This window comes from Streptomyces tirandamycinicus (genome assembly GCF_003097515.1).
GTDB classification, from domain to species: Bacteria; Actinomycetota; Actinomycetes; order Streptomycetales; family Streptomycetaceae; genus Streptomyces; species Streptomyces tirandamycinicus.
Genome location: NZ_CP029188.1, coordinates 1,407,433 through 1,426,442, shown reverse-complemented (window position 1 = coordinate 1,426,442; position 19,010 = coordinate 1,407,433). Strand labels below are relative to the sequence as shown.

Here is a 19,010-nt window from a genome sequence, read left to right as displayed (position 1 = left end):
GCGGCTGCCGCGTCGCACGTCGCAGGAGGGCAGCTGGAAGGCGGTGAGCCAGTCGGCGTTCGCGGCGATGAACTCCTTCAGTGGGGCCGTCAGGTGGATGCGTACGTCGTACCAGACGAGCACGATCGGTACGCCGAGCTGCTACGGGCCCGGATGAGCAGGTCGCGAGGTGGGGCCACAGAGGCCGGATCGCGGTGGTGCGGGTGCGGGGCCGGGGATCCGCCCTTACCCGGTGGTGCGCGTTGAGGCCGGCAGCCTCACCAATGCCATGCACCTCCACCCCGTGAGACAGAGGCCGGACCAGCGCTTCCCGTTGCTACCCTGAAGGCGAGGTGTGCGGCTCGCCCCGGGCGAGAAGGGTAGCGCTGTGTCCCGACCGACCACCGGCAGTGATCAGGTCAAGCCGCGGGATCCGCCTGCCGCGATCGAGCAGGCGAGAGACGCGGTGGCCCGTCGTGCCTGGGCCGATGCGTACGCCACTCTGGACGGACTCGACCGTCACCGGCTGACGCCCGACGACCTGGCCGCGCTCGCCGATGCCTCCTGGTGGACCAGCCGGATCCCGGAGTCGATCAAGGCGCGGACCGCGGCGTACTCGGGCTATGCCGCTCGGGGAGACGAACGACGGGCCGGGTACTGCGCCTGGATGCTCTTCTACGAGCATCAGCTCGCGGGACACGTCGCGGCGGGAGCGGGCTGGCTGCGCCGGGCACGTCGGCATCTGAGCGATGGGCCCGAGTGTGTTGAGCAGTGCTATCTGGTCTGGGTCGAGGCGGAGGAGGCACAGCGGCGCGGTGCGTTCGACGAGGCCATGTGGCATGCGGTTCGGATGGGCGAGATCGCGGAGCGCTGCGGCAGCAGTGATCTGGTGGCCATGAGCATCCAGGTCAGGGCGGGCGTGCTGCTGGCTCAGGGGCGGGTCGCCGACGGGCTGACCCTGCTAGACGACGCGATGTGCTCCGCCGCCGCGGGTGAGCTCGGCCCGTTCTTCACCGGATGGATCTACTGCCTGGGCCTTCAGCAGTGCATGAGCTGTGCCGATCTGCGGCGGGCCGGCGAGTGGACGGATGCCGCGATGGCCTGGTGCGCGTCCATGCCGAACGAGAACAACTTTCGCGGCCTGTGCCGCGTCCACCGCGTGCAGGTGCTGGAACTGCGCGGTGAATGGCCGACGGCGGTCGGCGAGGCGGCCGTCGCCTGCGAGGAGCTGCTGCCATGGGAGACGCGGGTGGCCGGCGAGGTGGTCTGCCTGGTGGGCGACATCCAGCGGCGGAGCGGCGATCTGGCCGCGGCTGAGGCGTCGTACGAGCACGCCCACGAGCTGGGCCACGATCCACAGCCCGGACTGGCCCTGCTACGGCTCGCCCAGGGCAGGGCGGCCTCCGCGGCAGCGGCCCTGCGGCCCGCACTCGCCGTGGAGGACACCAGCGGTCCCGGCCACCTCGGCCGCACCCGGCTGCTCGCGGCCCAGGTGGAGATCTCGCTCGCGACGGGGCGGCAGGCCGAGGCGCGAACGGCGGCGAGGACGTTGGAGTCGGCCGCCCGTGAGTGGGAGCGCCGGTGCGGGTCCGGGACGACCGTGCTGCACGCGACCGCCGCCCAGGCCGGCGGCGCGGTGGCCCTGGCCGAGCAGGACGCTGGTCGTGCGCGGCACCTGCTGCGGCGGGCGCTGTCGCTGTGGCAGGGTCTCGCCGTGCCGTACGAGGCAGCGCAGGTCCGGATGATCCTGGCCGCCGCCGACCGTGCGGCAGGCGACAGCGAGGGCGCGCGACTGGAGCTGCGGGCCGCGCACGCGGCCTTCGAGCGCCTGGGCGCCGAGCCTGACGCACGGCGGGGGGAGGCCCTGCTCAGCGCCGCGCGCGGCCGGCTCCCGGGACGGCTGACCGCGCGTGAGGCCGAGGTGCTGCGTCTCGTCGCCGCCGGCCGGACCAACCGTGCCGTGGCCGCCGAGTTGGTGATCAGCGAACACACCGTCGCCCGGCACCTGAACAACATCTACGCCAAGCTCGACGTCTCCTCCCGGGCCGCTGCCACGGCGTACGCGTACACCCACGGGCTCGCGTAGCTCCTCCGGGGCCGGTCCGCATGGGCCGTTCTTGCCATACCCGCTGCCGCGGGATGGGCGGTTCGCGCGATGACCGGGGGATCGGCCCGGGCGTACAACGGTGATGTAGCCATCCCCGACCGCTCGAGAGCAGGTGGCAGCCATGACCACCGACAGCACCGTCCTCGACGACCGGCTCACGCGACGGCTGCGCGATGCCGTCCGAGGCGAGATCGTCCAACCCGGGGACCGGGGGTATGACGAGGCGCGCAGGGTCTACAACGCGGTGCACGAGAAGCGGCCCGCGATCATCGTCCGGGCGGCTGACGCGGGCGACATCAAGGCCACCCTGCACTTCGCCCGGGACCTGGGGCTGGCACTCGCGGTCCGCGGCGGCAGCCACAGCGTCCCCGGGTACGGTACCTGTGACGACGGCGTCGTCCTCGACCTCGGCGTCATGCGGGGCGTCCGGGTCGATCCCGAGCGGCGTACCGCCCGGGCCGAGGGCGGCTGCACCTGGGCCGACGTCAACCACGCCACGCACCCGTTCGGCCTGGCCACCACCGGCGGCATCGTCTCCAGCACGGGCATCGGCGGGCTGACCACCGGAGGCGGCATGGGCCATCTGGCCCGGCGGTGCGGCCTGGCCTGCGACAACCTGGTCTCGGCCGATCTAGTCACAGCCGACGGCTCCCTGGTGATGTGCGGCGAGGATCACCACGCCGACCTGCTGTGGGCGCTGCGCGGCGGGGGCGGCAACTTCGGCGTCGTCTCTTCCTTCGAGTACCGGCTGCACCCGGTGGCCCACATCCTCGGCGGACCGACGTTCTATCCGCTCGACGGAGACGTGCTGCGCGCCTACCGCCAGCTGATCGCCGACACCCCGGAGGAGTTCAACGCCGTCCTGGTCATCGGCCTCGGCCCGCCGCTCCCCTTCCTGCCGGAACGCTGGCACGGCCGACCGCTGTGCGGGGTGCTCACGTGCTTCAGCGGCCCCGAGGACGAGGACGACCGGGTCGTGGCCAGGCTCGGCCGGCTGGGCCCGATTCTCGGACAGCACGTCGCGCGCATGCCGTACCCGGTGATCAACACGCTGTTCGACGACCTGCTGCCCGCAGGACTGTTCCACTACTGGAAGGGCTGCTTCAGTACCGGGCTGCCTGATGGGGCCATCGACGCCTACGTCGAGTACGGCGCCGACACGCCCAGTATCGAGAGCGCGACGGTCGTGTTTCCCATCGACGGGGCCTGCCACCGGGTGGGCCCCGAGGAAACCGCGTTCGCCTACCGCGACGCCGACTTCTCCACCGCCCTGAGCCCCACGCTGCCGACGCGCGCGAGGCTCGAGGAGCGGATCGGCTGGGTGCGCGCCTTCGCCGCGGCGCTCGAGCCCTACTCGGCGGGCGGCGGGTACGTGAACTTCATGGACGCCGACGACCAGCACCGGGTGCGGGCCAACTACCGGCAGAACTACGACCGTCTGGTAGCCCTCAAGCGCCACTACGATCCCGGCAACCTGTTCCGGCTGAACCACAACATCGCGCCCTGAGGTGCCGATCGGAGAGGACGGCCTCCGAAGCGGTGCCGAACGGATCCGCAGGGGGTCGACTACGCCCGCCGCGTCGACGGGTCCACCGCGCGGACCGCCGACGCGACGCTCAAAGCCCGGATGGAGAAGGTCAAGAGCTAACCCACCGCCGTGTGGCTGGACCGGATCGCGGCCATCCACGGCGGCGACCGCGACGCCGGCTCCCGTGTCCGCGGGGGCCGGCGCCGCCGGGCGTCCGGGCGTCCGGGCGTCCGGGCGTACGAGCATGGCGAAGATGCCCGGCGGCGAGCAGGCCGGCGGGGCCTGTGCCGTCGCCCGAGGTCCGGCGCCTGGCGGGGCGTCTCCTTTGGTGCGGTGAAAGACCGATCGGGTGGGTTTGGGAGGCATTTTCCCCCCTTACGTGCCGGGCGCGCTTGGCTCTAGTCTCGACCACCTGCTTGCGAGTTACCTGCCGGTTAACAAGACATTGAGCGTGCCCCCGGGCCCGGAGGTCGATGTGAGTTCCGTCCATTCCCTTCTCGAAAGCCGCCCGGTCTCCGTGGCGCACCTGTTCCTCTCCAGAGTCGAGGCGACACCCGGCCAGGAGGCCTACCGCTATCCCGCCCCGATCGACGACCGCGCAGGCGGCGGCGATTCCGGCGCCGAGCAATGGCGCTCGCTGACCTGGGCGCAGACCGGAGAGCGCGTCAGGGCGATCGCGGCCGGCCTGATCGCCCTCGGGCTGCAGCCCGAGGAGCGGGTGGCGATCTCCTCCTCGACCCGGGTGGAGTGGATCCTGGCCGACCTGGGCGTCATGTGCGCGGGCGCGGCGGCCACCGCCGTCTACCCGAGCACCAACGCGGACGAGACGGTGTACATCCTCTCCGACTCCGGCAGCCGGGCCGTCTTCGTGGAGAACGCCGCCCAGTTGGCCAAGGTGGCCGGGCACCTCGATCGACTCCCCGGGCTGGGCCACGCCGTCCTCTTCGACGCGGAGGAGGCCGTCCCCCAACTGGAGAAGATGGAGGGGCTGGAAGGTCTGGAGGTGCTGTCCCTCGCCGAGTTGGAGAAGCGGGGCACGGCGTACCTGGAGGAGCACCCGGACGCTGTCGAGAAGACCGTCCGGGCGATCGAGCCGGAGCAACTCGCCACCCTGATCTACACCTCCGGCACGACCGGCCGGCCGAAGGGCGTGCGCCTGGTGCACGACTGCTGGTCGTACCAGGCCGTGGCACAGGAGGCCCGCGGGCTGCTGCGCTCCGACGACGTGCAGTACCTGTGGCTGCCGCTGTCGCACGTCTTCGGCAAGGCTCTGATCTCCGGTCAGATACAGACCGGCCATGTGCTGGCGGTGGACGGCCGGATCGACCGCATCGTCACCAACCTGCCCGCCGTGCGACCGACCCTGATGGCGTCCGCCCCGCGGATCTTCGAGAAGGTCTACAACGGCATCGCGGGGAGGGCGAGAGCCGAGGGCGGCGCCAAGTACCGGATCTTCCTGTGGGCCGCGAAGGTCGCCCGCGATTACGCCAGGGCGGGGCAGGAGAGCATGGCGGCGACCGGAAGGCGCCGGGTGCCCGCGTCGCTCGCCGTGCGGCACGCCATCGCCGACCGGCTGGTGTACGGCAAGATCCGCGCGGCCTTCGGAGGCAATCTGCGCGCCTGTGTTTCGGGAAGTGCCGCACTCGCCCCAGACATCGGCTACTTCTTCGCCGGAGCCGGCGTGCGGATCCTCGAGGGCTACGGTCTCACCGAGACCAGCGCGGGCTGCGTCGTCAACCCCGCCGACGACAACCGGATCGGCACGGTCGGCACACCGCTGCCCGGTACCGAGGTCCGCGTCGCCCAGGACGGCGAGATCCTGCTGCGGGGCCCCGGCATCATGCGCGGCTACCACAACCTCCCCGAGAAGACCGCGGAGGTGCTGGAGAGCGACGGCTGGCTGCACACCGGCGACATCGGCGAGGTGGACGAGGCCGGCTTCGTCCGCATCACCGACCGCAAGAAGGACGTGTTCAAGACCTCGGGCGGCAAGTACGTGGCACCCACCGAGATCGAGGGCCGCTTCAAGGCGATCTGCCCGTTCGTCGGCAACATCCTGGTCATCGGCGACGGCCGCAACTTCTGCTCCGCCCTGATCACCCTGGACGAGACCCAGATCATGCCCTGGGCGGCGTCGCACGGTCTCGGCGGACTCGGCTACGCCGAGGTCGTCTCCTCGCCGCAGGTCCACGAGCTGATCGACGGCTTCGTCCAGCGGGTCAACGGCGACCTGCAGCGGTGGCAGACGATCAAGAAGTTCTCGGTGCTGCCGCGCGACCTCGACGTCGAACACGGCGAACTCACCCCGAGCCTCAAGGTCAAGCGGCCGGTAGTGGAGCGCGAGTACGCCGAGGTCATCGAGGCGATGTACGAGGGGTCCCGAGAAGCCTGACCCCCGTCTCCGCGGCGCCCCGTCTCCGCGGCGCCCCGTCTCCGCGGCGCCGCCCGGCCGCCTGGCACCCGGCAGCCGGGGCGCCCGGCGGGGCGGCGGAGCGGGCCGTCCGGCCGGGGTGCCGCGTCCCGGGTGCCGGGGTGCCGTGCTTCGTGTCCCGGTGATCGGGTGCCGGGTGCCGGGTGCCGGGTGCGGCTGCGGACGCGGCCGGTGGGTGGCCGGTGGCTGGCCGGTGGCTGTGAGGCGGTTCCGCCCGCTGCCCCGGCCCCCGGACACCGAACACCTCCACGTCCGGCGCCCGGCAGCATTGGCCGGAAGACCAAAGCGCGCCCCGCCGTCTTGGCCGCAGCGCACACCCCTCCCCGCACCTCCGTTCCGCATCATCAAGGGCCGGAACGGGAGCTGTGAGAGGAGTGGACGCGATGGACGCTGTGCGGACGAGCCCGCCGAGACCCACGGGTGAGGTCGGGACCGCGAACAGGCTGACGCGGCGGCGGGACGTCGCCGATCTGGTCGCCGAGGCCCGCGGTGGTGAGCTGCGCCGGACGATGGGGCTCACCCAGCTCACGCTGCTGAGCGTGGGCGCCACCCTCGGCACCGGGATCTTCGTGGTCCTCGGCCAGGCGGTACCCGAAGCGGGTCCCGCCGTCGTGGTCTCCTTCGTACTCGCCGGGATCACCGCCCTGTTCTCCGCGTTGTCCTACGCCGAGCTCGCGGGGATGATCCCGGGCGCCGGGTCCTCGTACAGCTACACCTACGCCACGCTCGGCGAGTTGGTCGCCTGGGTCTGCGGCTGGTGTCTGGTGCTGGAGTACGGCGTCTCGGTCGCCGCCGTCGCGGTCGGCTGGGGCCAGTACGTGAACGAGCTGCTGGAGCTCACCGTCGGCTGGACGCTGCCCGAGTCGCTGTCCGGCCCGCCCGGCGCGGGCGGTGTGCTCAACGTTCCCGCCGCCGCGATCGTCGTCCTCGCCATGGTGGTGCTGCTGCGCGGGGCCCGCGAGAGCGCCGTGGTGAACACGGTCATGGTGGCGGTGAAGGTGGCCGCCCTGGTGATGTTCTGCGCCGTCGCCTTCACCGCGTTCCGCGCCGGGAACTTCCGGCCGCTGTTCCCGCTCGGCATGGCGGGAGTGAGCGCGGGCGCCGCGACGTTGTTCTTCTCGTACATCGGCTTCGACGCCGCGTCGACGGCAGGTGAGGAGGCGAAGAACCCGCAGCGCGACCTGCCGCGCGCCATCCTCCTCTCCCTCGGGCTGATCACCGCGCTGTACTGCGCGGTGGCGGTCGCGGCGGTCGGCGCGATGCCGTGGCGGGAGTTCGCGGGAACCGAGGCGACGCTCAGCGAGGTGCTGGTGGGCTCGGTCGGCGGCGGCACCCTGTGGCCGATCCTGCTGTCCGTCGGCGCGGTCGTCGCCACCACGAGCGTCGTCCTCGCCGTGCAGTACGGGCAGACCCGCATCCTGTTCTCGATGGCCCGCGACGGGCTGGTGCCGTCGCTGTTCGCCAGGGTCCACCCGAGGACCGGGGTGCCCCGCGCCAACACCGTGATCGTGTCCGCGTTCGTCATGGTGCTCGCCGCGCTGGTACCGCTCGGCGCGCTCGCCGACGCCACCAGCATCGGCACCCTGTTCGCGTTCGCGCTGGTCAACTGTGCCGTACTGATCCTGCGCCGGCGCAGCCCGGAGGCACCGCGCGGATTCCGGGTGCCGCTCGCGCCGGTGACCTGCGTGCTGGGTGTGCTGTGCTGCGGCTATGTGATGTGGGGGCTGGGCTCCGACACCTGGATCGCCTTCGGTCTGTGGATGGCGGCCGGGTTCGCGATCTACGCCCTCTACGGCATCCGGCACTCCCGGCTGAACCGGCCCGTCCCGCAGGAGGAGACCGCCGAATGATCCCGCTGAATTTGTCCGGCGACCTGGTGGAACTCACCCGGGCCCTGGTGGACGTCCCGTCCGAGAGCGGCGACGAGGCCGCCCTCGCCGACGCCGTGGAGTCCGCCCTGCGCGCCTGCGCGCATCTGACGGTGGAACGCATCGGCAACTCCGTCGTGGCCCGCGCCGACTCGGCCCGCGCCGACTCGGCCCGCACCGACCCGGGCCGTTTCGGCTCGGACCGTACCGTCTCCGGCCGTGTCGGCTCGGGCCGTACGGAGCGGGTCGTCGTCGCCGGCCACCTGGACACCGTCCCGGCCGCCGGGAACCTGCCCTCCCGGCTGGACGGAGACCTGCTTCACGGGCTCGGGGCGTGCGACATGAAGGGCGGCGTCGCCGTCGCCCTGCGCCTCGCGGCCACCCTCACCGCCCCCGTACGCGACGTCACGTACGTCTTCTACGAGTGCGAGGAGCTCTCCGGCGACCGCAACGGCCTGAGCCGGATCGCCGCCGAGCGCCCCGATCTGCTCGAGGCGGACCTCGCGATCCTGATGGAGCCGTCCGACGCGGGCGTCGAGGCGGGCTGCCAGGGCGTCCTGAACGCGGACATCACGGTACGCGGGGAGCGCGCGCACACCGCCCGCTCCTGGCGGGGCGTCAATGCCGCGCATCGGGCGGCGGCCATGCTCCGGCGCCTCGACGAACACACCGCCGAGCGCATCGTCATCGACGGCCTGGAGTACCGCGAGGGGCTGAACGCGGTGGCCGTCCGCGCGGGCGTCGCCGAGAACGTCGTCCCCGACACCTGTGTGATCACGGTCAATCTGCGCTTCGCGCCCAGCCGTTCGGCCGGGCAGGCCGAGGCGTATCTGCGCGGGCTGTTCCCCGAGTACGAGGTCGAGGTCACCGAGGTCGTGCCGGGAGCCCTGCCCGGACTGCGGCAGGGCCCGGTCGCCGCGCTCGTGGAGGTCCTGGGCGCGACCCCCCGCCCCAAGCTGGGCTGGACCGACGTCGCCCGTTTCGCCGCGCTCGGCACGCCCGCGCTCAACTACGGTCCGGGCGACCCGGCCCTGGCGCACACCGCCGGGGAGTACGTGCCCGTGGGGCAGTTGCGGGAGTGCGAGGCACGGCTCGCGGCCTGGCTGACGGGCCGTGCGGCTGAACCGCCGACCGGCCGTGCCGCTGAGCCGCTGGACCGCTGACCGGCTGTGATGCCGATGTGGCCGAGCAGCCGAGCAGCCGAGCTGTCGGCCCGTCGAGCTGCCGAGCCGGCGAGTCGGCGAGCGGTGCCGGCGGCTGAACGACGGCTGAACGACGGCGACGCGGTGTGGGCGCGGCCGGTGGCTCGCAGGTGCCCCGGCTGCCCCCGGACCGGGACCGGCGTACCGCACTGCCCGGTCGCTTACCCAGGCCGCCCCCGACCGGGACCGGCGTACCGCCCCGCCCGTCATGGTCCGGCGTATCGCACTGCCCCGCCGCCTGCCCCCGCCACCCTGGTCCGGCGTACCGCCCCGGACCGGCCCGCCCGCCGGTGAACCCCGTCCGCGGCCTGCCACCGGCGGGGTTCACCCGCGGCCGGTGCCCCGCAGGCCCCCGAGCGTGCGCAGCTGCAGCCACAGCACCAGCCGCTCGTCCGGGTCGGCCAGATCGAGGCCGACGTGCTGCTGTGCCTGTCTGAGGCGGTACCGGCAGGTGTTGGGGTGCACATCGAGCAGCTTCGCCGCCCGCGCCGTGTCGCATCCGGCGTCCAGCCAGCACACCAGGGTCCTGGCGTAGTCGGTGCCGTGCGCGGTGTCGTACGCCAGGACCTCGCGCCAGGAGCCCGCCGTCAACTGCCGCTGTCCGACCATGAGTTCCCGCAGCCGCAGCAGGGTGACACGCGCGCGCACCTCGGCCACCGCCGCGACGTCCTCGTTCGGACCGAGCACCCGCAGCACGAGGTCGGCGTCGTCGCGTGAGCCGCGTACCGCGGCCGGATCCGCGACCACGTCGCCCAGCCCCGCCCGCACCGGCACCCGCAGTGCCCGGCCCGCGCGCCGCACGATGTCCTCGGCGAGCCGCCGGTGCCGCTGCGCGCCGCTCCCTCCGGCTCTCGGCTCCGCTCGGGCCGCGGGTGCCCCCGCACCGGCCACCGGCAGCAGCGCGTACACCGTCCCGTCCACCAGCACGCACGCGTGCCACCCGTACCGCGCCTCGCACTGGAGCCGTACGCTGTCCAGCAGCCGCAGCGCGGTCTGCTCCCCGTCGGGCGCGGACACCGCGCCGTCGAGGGCGAAGGCCGCGACGCGGACCGCGGCGTCGGCGGCGAGGCCGAGGCGGTGAGCGGCGCCCGCGGGGTCGGCGGTGCCGTCCAGGAGCCGGCGCAGCAGGTCGCTCGTCAGATGCCGGGACAGCTCCGCACTCGCCCGCGCCCGCAGCAGGAGCAGGGCGGCCGTGGACGCTCCCCGGGTCAGTGCCTCCTCCGCGCCGGGGCCGAGCTGCCCGTCGTCGACGACCCACAACGACCCCAGCGTCTCGCCGCCCGCGCGGATCGCCACGGCGAGCCGCGGCAGCTCGCCGTCCTCGAGCGCGGCGAGGCGCAGGGGTCCGGGGGCGGCGAACAGGGCGCGGTACTGCCCGGTGTTCTCGGGGCTGCTCGGCACCTGGCGGCCCAGGATGCCCTGCCGCCGGGCCTCGTCGACGGCCTGCCCGGGGACCGTGGAGTAGGCCAGGATCCGCTGGTGGGCGTCCTCGACGACGGTGGCGCCGCCCACGGCCACGGCCACCGCGTTGGCGAGCGCGAACAGGTCCCCGAAGGCCGCCCCGCCGCCCGCGGGGCCGGGCCGGGAACCGACCGCGGACGCCAGCAGCAGATGGACGTGGTGCCAGGCGGCGTCGTCGTCGACGGCCAGCAGCGCGAGGCCGTGGGCCTCCGCCTCCGCCACCGTGTCGGGGCGGCCGTCCCCGGCGCGCACCACGAGTCCGGCCATCCCGGCCGCCGCGGCATCCCGTGCCAGCGTTCCGACGTCACCCGCCCGCGCCCCGACCGCCAGCAGCAGGGCGCCGGGCGCGCTGCGCGGAAACGGCCCCCCGGCGTCGTGCAGCAGGACCTCCGAGACGGGGGCGGTGAGGTCGGCCGGGGCGGCGAGCACGCGGAACACGGGTTCGCCGAGGGTGCCGAGCAGGTCCTCGAGGGTGCAGGCGTCCATGGGCGGGGTCGGCTCTCCGGTGGAAGACGGTCACATGGGGACGATCGGCTCTTTCGGCCGTTCTACCGGCCCACGGCCGCCGAGGGCCTTGGCTGATCGCAACAGGGATTCAGGATTCATTGTGCCTTGCGACAACGGCCGGCGGGATACGGCCTTGGAGACTCGGGGGCATGACATCTGTGACGAGCTCCGCCGCCGGGTCCGGCGCGGCGGACGGTACACCGGACGCGACCGCCGCCGGGGACGTGGCCCGCGGCGCAGCGGGCGCGTCCCGCGCTGGCGGCGAAGCGGCCCGCGGCACCGCGGGAGGAACCCCCATGGGCGAGGCCGCCCGCCGGACCGGGGGAGGAGCGTCGATCGCGGGCGCAGCCGCCTGCGGGCCCGGGGAAGCATCCCTGATTTCGGGCGCGGCGGCCCGTGTCGCCCGGGAGGCCGGCGCCGCGGCCCGTACCGCCGGCGTCACGGTCCGTAGCGTGCACGACGTGTCCGGTATCCGTGCCGTGGCCGACTTCCTCGCCGATGTGTGGCAGATGCCGCACGCCACCCCGCCCTATCCCCCGGAGGTGCTGCACAGCCTGGTGCACGCCGGTGGCGTGGTGCACGCGGCGTACTCCGAGAAGCCGTCGGGCGTACGGCCGGCCGGGGCGGCGGTGGCGGTGTTCGGGCCGCCCGGCGAGCGGGACGTGTACTCGTTCGTGGCCGCCGCGAGCGCGTCCGGCCGCGGTGTCGGCTTCGCGATCAAGCAGGCCCAGCGGCAGTGGGCGCTGGAGCACGGCGCCACCACCATGCGCTGGACCTTCGACCCGCTGGTCGGCCGCAATGCCCGCTTCAACCTGGTCAGACTGGGCGCCGTCGGGGGCGAGTACCTGGTCGACTTCTACGGGCCGATGAGCGACGGCGTGAACAACGGCGACGAGAGCGACCGGCTGACCGTCGAATGGGACCTGGTGGCCGGCAGCCCGCGGCAGGACGGCCCCGACGACGGGCGCGCCGACGCCGACACCGTGCGCAGGGCACCGGACGGAGGCCCGCTCGCCCTGCGCGGCGCGGACCGGATGTGGTGCCGCGTACCCGAGGACATCGTCGCGCTGCGCGCCGCCGACCCGGCCCTCGCGCTCCGGTGGCGGCACGCCGTGCGCGAGGTCTTCGCCGAGGCGTACGCCGAGGGCCTGCGCCCGACGTCCATGTCCCGCGACGGCTGGTACCTGCTGACCCGCCGCCCGACCGCCGGGCTCACGGCGGGGGAGACCGGCGCCGGGGTCGCCGCGGGGAGCCCGTACGGGGGGACCTCGCACGCGACCGCCCCCGAGACCACTTCCGCCCCCTCGGCATCCTTCACTCCCTCGGCATCCTCCACCCCCTCCGTATCCTCCTCGCCCTCGGCATCCTCCGCCCCCTGCACATCCCCTGCCCCCTTCGCACCCCTCTCCGCAGGCACCCCCGCATCCCCCTCCCAGGAGCAGGAATGAAGCTCGAACGCGTCGAACTGCTCCATGTCGCCATCCCGCTCGTCACCCCGTTCCGTACCTCCTTCGGGACGATGACCAGCAAGGACACCTTCCTGCTGCATGTGGTGACCGACGAGGCGGAAGGCTGGTCCGAGTTCGCCGCCGACCCCCAGCCGCTGTACTGCGCGGAGTTCGTCGCCGGAGCCGAAATCGTCATCCGGGACTTCCTGCTGCCCCGCGTCGCCGCCCTGCCCGCACCGACGACCGCGGCCGTCGCCCCGGCCCTGGCCTCCGTCAAGGGCCACGAACTCGCCAAGGCGGCCCTGGAAACCGCCCTGCTGGACGCCGAGTTGCGCACGTACGGGATGTCGCTCGCGACGTTTCTCGGCTCGGTCCGCGAACGGGTGCCCGCCGGGGTGTCCGTCGGCATCAAGGACTCCGTGCCCGAACTGATCGACGACGTCGAGCGGTACCTCGCCGAGGGCTACCTCCGTATCAAGCTGAAGATCGAACCGGGCTGGGACGTCGAGCCGGTGCGCGCCGTACGCGACCGCTTCGGCGACGAACTCCCGCTCCAGGTGGACGCCAACACCGCCTACACCCTCGCCGACGCCGAACACCTGCGACGGCTCGACGAGTTCGGGCTGCTGCTGATCGAAGAGCCGCTGGAGGAGAACAACCTGTACGCCCACGCCCGGCTCCAGCAGCGCCTGGCCACCCCGGTCTGCCTCGACGAGTCGATCCACTCCGCACGCGACGCGGCGTCCGCGCTCGCGATGGACGCCTGCCGGGTCGTCAACGTCAAGCCGGCCCGCGTCGGCGGCTACCCGGAGGCCCGTCGCATCCACGACGTGGCCGCCGCCCACGGCGTGCCGGTGTGGTGCGGCGGAATGCTGGAGACGGGCATCGGCCGCGCTCCCAACCTGGCGCTCGCCGCCCTCCCGGGCTTCACCCTGCCCGGCGACACCTCCGCCTCCGGCCGGTACTTCGCCGAGGACATCACCGAGCCGTTCGTCCTCCAGGACGGCCATCTGCCCGTACCGACCGCCCCGGGTATCGGCGTCGCCCCGCTGCCGGACGCCCTCGCCCGGTTCACGACGGGGACCCGGGAGCTGTACGCGGTACGCACGTGACCGCCCCGGCCGCGGTGACGACCGGGGCGCCGACCGCCCCGCGACCCGACCGCCGGTGCGCCGCCGTCGCCTCCCGTGACCGGCCGCCCCCAGCCCGTCAGGCCGCCGAGCCCGCCGCGGTCCGGGGCACCGGCCTGACGTGGGCGAAGGCGCTGCGGGCGTTCCACGTCGGGAAGGCTCGTACGAGCCAGGAGGGGCCGTGCAGCTGGATGCGGCGGTCACGGACGGCTTCGGCCCAGGTCTGCCGGCCCGCGTGCCACCGGATGAAAGCCTCGGCTTCCGCCGTGATGTAGAGGTCTTCGTCGAGACCCGGGTACGTCTTGCAGATCTCCGTGTCGCCGCGTTCGATCAGCAGCCAGTACCGTTCGCGGCGTTCGCGGCCGGTGAAGTCGAAGCGGATGACGACGCGTCGGTCCGGAAGCCGGTCCCGGCGGAGCATGTTGCACATCGACCACAGCGCCACGAAGGGATCGAGGTGCTCGGGCGCGATCTCGAGCCAGGCCGCACCCCACTCGCCGAGCGACACGCAGACCTTGAAGAGGTCGTGACCCGCGGGCGTGAGTGCGTAGTGTCGTCCGCGTCCGCCGGGCTTGGGCCCGGAGCTGACGACGCCGAGCCGCTCGAGTTGCCTGAGCCGCTGGGAGAGCAGGGTCCGGGAGAGCCCGGGGGCGCCTTCCAGGATCTCGCTGAAGCTGCCGCAGCCCAGATGCAGATTGCGGATGATCAGCGGCGTCCACCGTTCGGCGAAGATCTCGGCGCCGCGGGCTATGGGGCAGTACTGGCCGTAGCTCCGCACGACACCAGTGTCCCACCCGTTCCGGCCCTGAAGTCCAGATTCCTGACTTCACGACCGCGACGCCCCGGTGGTGCGATGGATACCGGGACACCAGAAGGTGGCGGTACGACCGCCGGGCAGGTGGGCCGTACCGCGTGAGGAGGCGACCGTCATGGAGATCGACGGGTTCCGGGGGCGACTGATCACCGCCGGTCACGCCGACTACGACGCCGCCCGATCCGTGTGGAACGGGTCCGTCGACCGGCGCCCCCGGCTGATCGCCCGGTGCGCCGGGACCGCCGACGTGGCCGCGGCCGTGCGCTTCGCCCGCGACCACGACCTGGAGATCGCGGTGCGGGGCGGGGGACACAACGTGGCCGGTACCGCGGTGTGCGACGAGGGGATCGTCATCGACCTCTCGGCGATGCGGTCGGTGCGGGTCGACCCGGCCGGCCGCACGGTCCGGGTGCAGGGTGGGGCGCTGTGGGGCGACGTCGACGAAGCGTCGCAGGCCCACGGTCTCGCCACCACCGGCGGGATCGTCAGCCATACGGGCGTGGCCGGGCTGACCCTCGGCGGCGGAATCGGCTTCCTCATGCGCCGGTACGGGCTCACGGTCGACAGCCTGCTGGCCGCCGAGGTGGTCACCGCCGACGGCGGCGTCGTGCGGGCGTCCGCCGACGACCACCCCGATCTGCTCTGGGCGTTGCGAGGCGGCGGCGGCAACTTCGGTGTCGTCACCTCGTTCCGGTTCGCGCTGCACCCCGTCGGCCCGACCGTGCTGGCCGGTCCGGTCCTCTGGGCGGCCGACGACACCGCCGACGTGCTGCGCTTCTACCGGGACTTCGCCGCCGAAGCACCCGATGAACTCGGCACCGTCGTCAGGCTCGGCACCGTCCCCCCGCTGCCGGCCGTGCCCGAGGAGCTGCACTGGCGGCCGGCCGTCGCCGTCGTCTGCTGCCACGCCGGCGCGGTCCGGGACGGCGAGCGGGCGGTGCGGGCTCTTCGCCGGTTCGGGAGGCCGCTCGCGGACCTGGTCGCACCGAAGCCGTACGTGGCCCACCAGCGCAGCACCGACGACACCGTCCCGCACGGCTGGCACTACTACTGGAAGGCCACGGACCTCGCCGGCCTCTCCGACCACGCCATCGCGGTCATCGCCGACCACGCCTACGAGGCCGGCTCGCCCCGGTCGTACGCGGTGATGTTCCACATGGGCGGCGCCGTGGCCCGGCTCGCGGGCGACACCACCGCCTACGCCGCCCGAGACGTGGCGCACAACATCAACATCGACGCCGTATGGCTGCCCGAAGAGTCCGGTGAGCGGGCCGCGGCCGAGACCGCGTGGGCGCGGCGGTTCCTGCACGCCCTCCAGCCGCATCGCGTCGGCAGCGTCTATGTCAACTTCCTCGACGCCGACGACGGCACCAGCCGGGTGCGGGAGGCGTACGGCGAGCGCGTCTACCGTCGACTGGCCGACGTCAAGGTCGCGTACGACCCAGGCAACGTCTTCCACCTCAACAAGAACATCCGACCCGGCGCGACCTCGCCGGCGGTCGTGGGACCCTCCGCCGGATCACCCGGCCGGCACAGAGCCTGAGCGCGCCCGCGCCCGCGCCCGTGGTCGTGGCCGTGCCGCGCCCGTGGTCGTGCCGTGACCGTGCCCGCGGCCCGGTACGTGGTGGCCGCACTAGCTCCTCAGGAGCCGGGAGGCCTGGGCCCACAGCCCGTCGAGGACGGAGGGGTCGTTCGCCAGCTTCGCGAACATGACCATGCCCTCCAGCTGGGCGAGCACCGCGCGGGCGGTCTCGCGATCCGCGGCGGGGGCGGGGACGGCGCCCTGCTCCGCCGCCTCCGTGAGCGTGGCGTGCACCAGGTCGATCTGCTCGTCGAAGACCTCCGCCAGCCGGCCCTGGACGACCGCGTCCTGGGTGCTCATCTCCAGGGCCAGATTGCCGAACAGGCACCCGTTGACCGCGCCGTTCTGCGTCCTCGCCGTGTGCTGGGCCGCCGCCTGGTCGAGGAAGAACCGCTCCAGCCGGTCCTCCGCCGGCCCGTCGCCGCGCAGGGTGGCCACCCAGCCGGCCCGCTGGGAAGCCCAGTGCGCGTTGATCGCCTCGATCGTCAGGGCCTGTTTCGACTCGAAGAAGTGGTAGAAGCTGCCCTTCCTGACATCCGCGCGGGCACAGATCTCGGCGACGCCGATCGTGCCGTAACCGCGGCTCAGCATCAGGCCGCAGGCCGCGTCCAGCAGTCGTTCCCGTGCCGTGCTCGTCCGTCCCATGACGATGAGTATACGGCCGGTCAACTATCAGCGGGGTGGCGTTTAGTTGACCGGTCGTCTAGTGTCGAACCAGGCGCTGAGAAGTCAGCCCACCTCCCACCTGACCTGCGAGGACTTCACCATGCCCGAGAGCATCACCGTCGCGGTGGCCTTCCACAGCGGCTACGGCCACACCGCCCGCCAGGCCCGTGCCGTCGCCGCCGGAGCGGCGTCGCTGCCCGCAGTGCGGGCCGAACTGTGCGACGTGGCCGTCGTGGACGGCCGGCTCTGGCGGACACTGGCCGCCGCCCATGCGATCGTCTTCGGCACACCGACCTACATGGGCGGCCAGTCCGCCGTCTTCCAGGCCTTCGCCGAGGCCAGCGCCCCGGTCTGGGCGGAGCAGGGCTGGGCCGGGAAGCTAGCCGCCGGTTTCACCAACTCCGCGGGTGTCAACGGCGACAAGCTGAACGTCCTGATCTCCCTTTCGGTCTTCGCCGCCCAGCACGGCATGAACTGGGTCTCGCTGGGCCTGCCGCCCGGCGGCGACTACTCCACGACCGGAACCCCGGAGGACCTCAACCGCCTCGGCGGCTTCCTCGGCGCGATGGCCCAGTCGCCGTCCGACCTGGGCCCGGACGCGGCCCCCTCGGGGGCGGATCTGAGGACCGCCGAGCACCTCGGACGCCGGGTCGCCGAAACCGCCCTGGAGCAGGTGGCGGGGCGCACGGCCCTCGCCCTCGGACGGTGAACGCCCCCAGCGCCGGGAGTGGCCCAGCTCCCTCGGCTTCCGAGGGTCCCTCGGTGCTCTCGGCTCCCCGGGCTCACTCGGCTCCCCGGCGCCCTCGCCTCACGATTTCCCCGACTCTCACGACTCCCACGACTCCCGCGACTCCCGCGACTCCCGCGACTCCCGCGACTCTCACGACTCCCGCGACTCCCGCGACTCCCCCGACTCCCCCGACTCCCGCGACTCCTCGACTTGAAGGAGGACTGTCATGACCGACGGAAAGCGCTCCTGGGCCGGCGGCCGGCTCACCGGACTGCTGGACCTGGAAGTCCCCATCGTGCAGGGCCCGTTCGGCGGCGGACTGTCGTCCGTGGCGCTGGCCTCCGCCGTCTCCGAGGGCGGCGGGCTCGGCTCGTACGGAGCCCACCTCCTCACCCCGGACGGGATCGGCGGGCTCGTGGGCGAGCTGCGGAAGGCCACCGCCCGCCCCTTCGCGGTCAATCTCTGGGTCCCGCACCCCGACGAGGCCGCGGTACCGCCCGACCGTGACCGGATGGCCCGGTACACCGCGCTGCTGCGCCCGTGGTTCGAGGAACTCGGGTTGCCCATGGACCAGTTGGAGGAACCGCCTCCCGCCCCGCACTTCGCGGAGCAGATCGACGCGCTGCTCGCGGCGGGGCCGCCGGTGATCAGCTTTGTGATGGGCGTGCCCGAGGCCCGGGTGCTGGACGAGGCCCGCCGCCGGGGCATCCGGACCGTCGGCACCGCGACCACCGTCGATGAGGCTCTGGCGATCGAGGCGGCGGGCATGGATGCCGTCGTCGCCTCGGGCAGTGATGCGGGCGGCCACCGCGGCTCGTTCCTGCGCCCCGTGAACGAGTCCCTCGTCGGGACGTTCTCCCTCGTCCCGCAGGTCGCGCGGGCCGTGTCGATCCCCGTCATCGCCGCCGGCGGCATAGCCGACGGCCGGGGGGTCGCCGCCGCGCTGACGCTCGGGGCGGACGGAGTGCAGATCGGCACCGGATTCCTGGCGACCGACGAGTCCGGCGCGAGCGCCCTCCACCGGGCCGCACTGCACGGCCCCGACGCGCGTACGACCGTACTGACCCGGGCCTTCTCGGGACGGCTCGCGCGGGCCATCCCCAACCGCTTCACCCGCGAGGCGCTGGCGTACGAGGACCGACTGGCGCCCTATCCGCTCCAGTACGCACTCACCCGCCCGCTCCGCACAGCGGCCGCGGCACGCGGACTGGCCGACTACGTCAACCTCTGGTCCGGCCAGGCGGCGGCACTCACCCGGCCGCTCAGCGCCCGCGCCTACCTCGGCGAACTCATCGCCGACACCGGGTCGGCGCTGCGCCGTCCGGCGCCCGGAGACGTCTGAAGCGCGGTGCGAAGGCCACGGCGGGCGCACATGCGTCGCCGGTTCGGGGTCCGCGGGGCGGGCCGGTGCGGTCACCGGTGTCGAGGGGGCGGGGGACCGGGTGGCCGCTCCCGGGGGGCCTGGGCGTCGCCGTCCGCGAGAGGGCCCCGGCCGCTGCCCGCCGTCGGCTGTGCGGCGGAGGGAGCGAGAGTTGGAAACGGGATCCATTTCCATAT

At 73.3% G+C, this 19,010-nt stretch carries 13 protein-coding genes and 1 pseudogene; 10 read left to right on the top strand and 4 right to left on the bottom strand.

The window, feature by feature from the left end; genetic code table 11:
- Nucleotides 1–24: 24 nt before the first annotated feature.
- Nucleotides 25–167 (bottom strand): annotated as a pseudogene (locus tag DDW44_RS33480) (IS630 family transposase); the annotation flags it as partial.
- A 200-nt stretch (nucleotides 168–367) separates the two neighbouring features.
- Here DDW44_RS33480 and DDW44_RS06290 point away from each other — a divergent pair.
- The 5 genes from DDW44_RS06290 to dapE all read left to right on the top strand — a co-directional run bounded on the left by DDW44_RS06290 (nucleotide 368) and on the right by dapE (nucleotide 9,076).
- Nucleotides 368–2,065 carry a LuxR family transcriptional regulator gene (locus DDW44_RS06290; RefSeq protein WP_108905810.1) on the top strand — a complete coding sequence of 566 codons (1,698 nt, stop codon included), beginning with the start codon at nucleotides 368–370 and terminating at the stop codon, nucleotides 2,063–2,065.
- 142 nt (nucleotides 2,066–2,207) lie between these two features.
- The gene (locus DDW44_RS06285; protein ID WP_108905809.1) at nucleotides 2,208–3,593 is read left to right on the top strand and encodes an FAD-binding oxidoreductase; all 1,386 of its coding nucleotides are present in this window, start codon (nucleotides 2,208–2,210) and stop codon (nucleotides 3,591–3,593) included.
- A 496-nt stretch (nucleotides 3,594–4,089) separates the two neighbouring features.
- Nucleotides 4,090–6,006 (top strand): AMP-dependent synthetase/ligase, encoded by a 1,917-nt coding sequence (locus tag DDW44_RS06280; RefSeq protein ID WP_108905808.1) that lies wholly within the window; start codon nucleotides 4,090–4,092, stop codon nucleotides 6,004–6,006.
- A gap of 422 nt (nucleotides 6,007–6,428) precedes the next feature.
- Nucleotides 6,429–7,895, top strand: coding sequence for an amino acid permease (locus DDW44_RS06275; RefSeq protein WP_108905807.1), 1,467 nt, complete (start codon nucleotides 6,429–6,431; stop codon nucleotides 7,893–7,895).
- On the top strand, nucleotides 7,892–9,076 hold the full coding sequence (gene dapE / locus DDW44_RS06270; protein WP_108905806.1) for a succinyl-diaminopimelate desuccinylase: 1,185 nt from the start codon (nucleotides 7,892–7,894) through the stop codon (nucleotides 9,074–9,076). Before DDW44_RS06275 ends, dapE begins: the two co-directional genes overlap by 4 nt.
- Before the next feature lie 363 nt (nucleotides 9,077–9,439).
- On the opposite strand, the gene DDW44_RS06265 is transcribed toward dapE, so the two are convergent.
- Nucleotides 9,440–11,062: a PucR family transcriptional regulator gene (locus tag DDW44_RS06265; RefSeq protein WP_108905805.1), complete on the bottom strand. Its 1,623-nt coding sequence runs from the start codon at nucleotides 11,060–11,062 to the stop codon at nucleotides 9,440–9,442.
- 482 nt (nucleotides 11,063–11,544) lie between these two features.
- Here DDW44_RS06265 and DDW44_RS06260 point away from each other — a divergent pair, with 482 nt between their 5' ends.
- Together DDW44_RS06260 and menC are read left to right on the top strand one after the other, a co-directional pair.
- The gene (locus tag DDW44_RS06260) at nucleotides 11,545–12,531 is read left to right on the top strand and encodes a hypothetical protein (RefSeq protein ID WP_244223973.1); all 987 of its coding nucleotides are present in this window, start codon (nucleotides 11,545–11,547) and stop codon (nucleotides 12,529–12,531) included.
- Nucleotides 12,528–13,643 (top strand): o-succinylbenzoate synthase, encoded by a 1,116-nt coding sequence (menC, locus tag DDW44_RS06255; RefSeq protein WP_108905803.1) that lies wholly within the window; start codon nucleotides 12,528–12,530, stop codon nucleotides 13,641–13,643. Before DDW44_RS06260 ends, menC begins: the two co-directional genes overlap by 4 nt.
- A 97-nt stretch (nucleotides 13,644–13,740) precedes the next feature.
- Here the strand turns inward: menC and DDW44_RS06250 are convergent, their stop codons facing one another.
- Nucleotides 13,741–14,439: a winged helix-turn-helix transcriptional regulator gene (locus DDW44_RS06250; protein ID WP_108905802.1), complete on the bottom strand. Its 699-nt coding sequence runs from the start codon at nucleotides 14,437–14,439 to the stop codon at nucleotides 13,741–13,743.
- 151 nt (nucleotides 14,440–14,590) lie between these two features.
- Here DDW44_RS06250 and DDW44_RS06245 point away from each other — a divergent pair, with 151 nt between their 5' ends.
- A complete protein-coding gene (locus tag DDW44_RS06245; RefSeq protein ID WP_108905801.1) occupies nucleotides 14,591–16,018 on the top strand; it encodes an FAD-binding oxidoreductase in 1,428 nt (475 codons plus the stop codon).
- A 90-nt stretch (nucleotides 16,019–16,108) separates the two neighbouring features.
- Here DDW44_RS06245 and DDW44_RS06240 read toward each other — a convergent pair whose 3' ends face one another.
- Nucleotides 16,109–16,702 (bottom strand): TetR/AcrR family transcriptional regulator, encoded by a 594-nt coding sequence (locus DDW44_RS06240; protein ID WP_108905800.1) that lies wholly within the window; start codon nucleotides 16,700–16,702, stop codon nucleotides 16,109–16,111.
- Between the two features lie 121 nt (nucleotides 16,703–16,823).
- Here DDW44_RS06240 and DDW44_RS06235 point away from each other — a divergent pair, with 121 nt between their 5' ends.
- Together DDW44_RS06235 and DDW44_RS06230 are read left to right on the top strand one after the other, a co-directional pair.
- Nucleotides 16,824–17,432, top strand: coding sequence for a flavodoxin family protein (locus DDW44_RS06235; protein ID WP_108908746.1), 609 nt, complete (start codon nucleotides 16,824–16,826; stop codon nucleotides 17,430–17,432).
- A gap of 247 nt (nucleotides 17,433–17,679) precedes the next feature.
- Nucleotides 17,680–18,795, top strand: a complete 1,116-nt coding sequence (locus DDW44_RS06230) for an NAD(P)H-dependent flavin oxidoreductase (RefSeq protein WP_108905799.1) — start codon at nucleotides 17,680–17,682, stop codon at nucleotides 18,793–18,795.
- The last annotated feature ends 215 nt before the right edge of the window (nucleotides 18,796–19,010 follow it).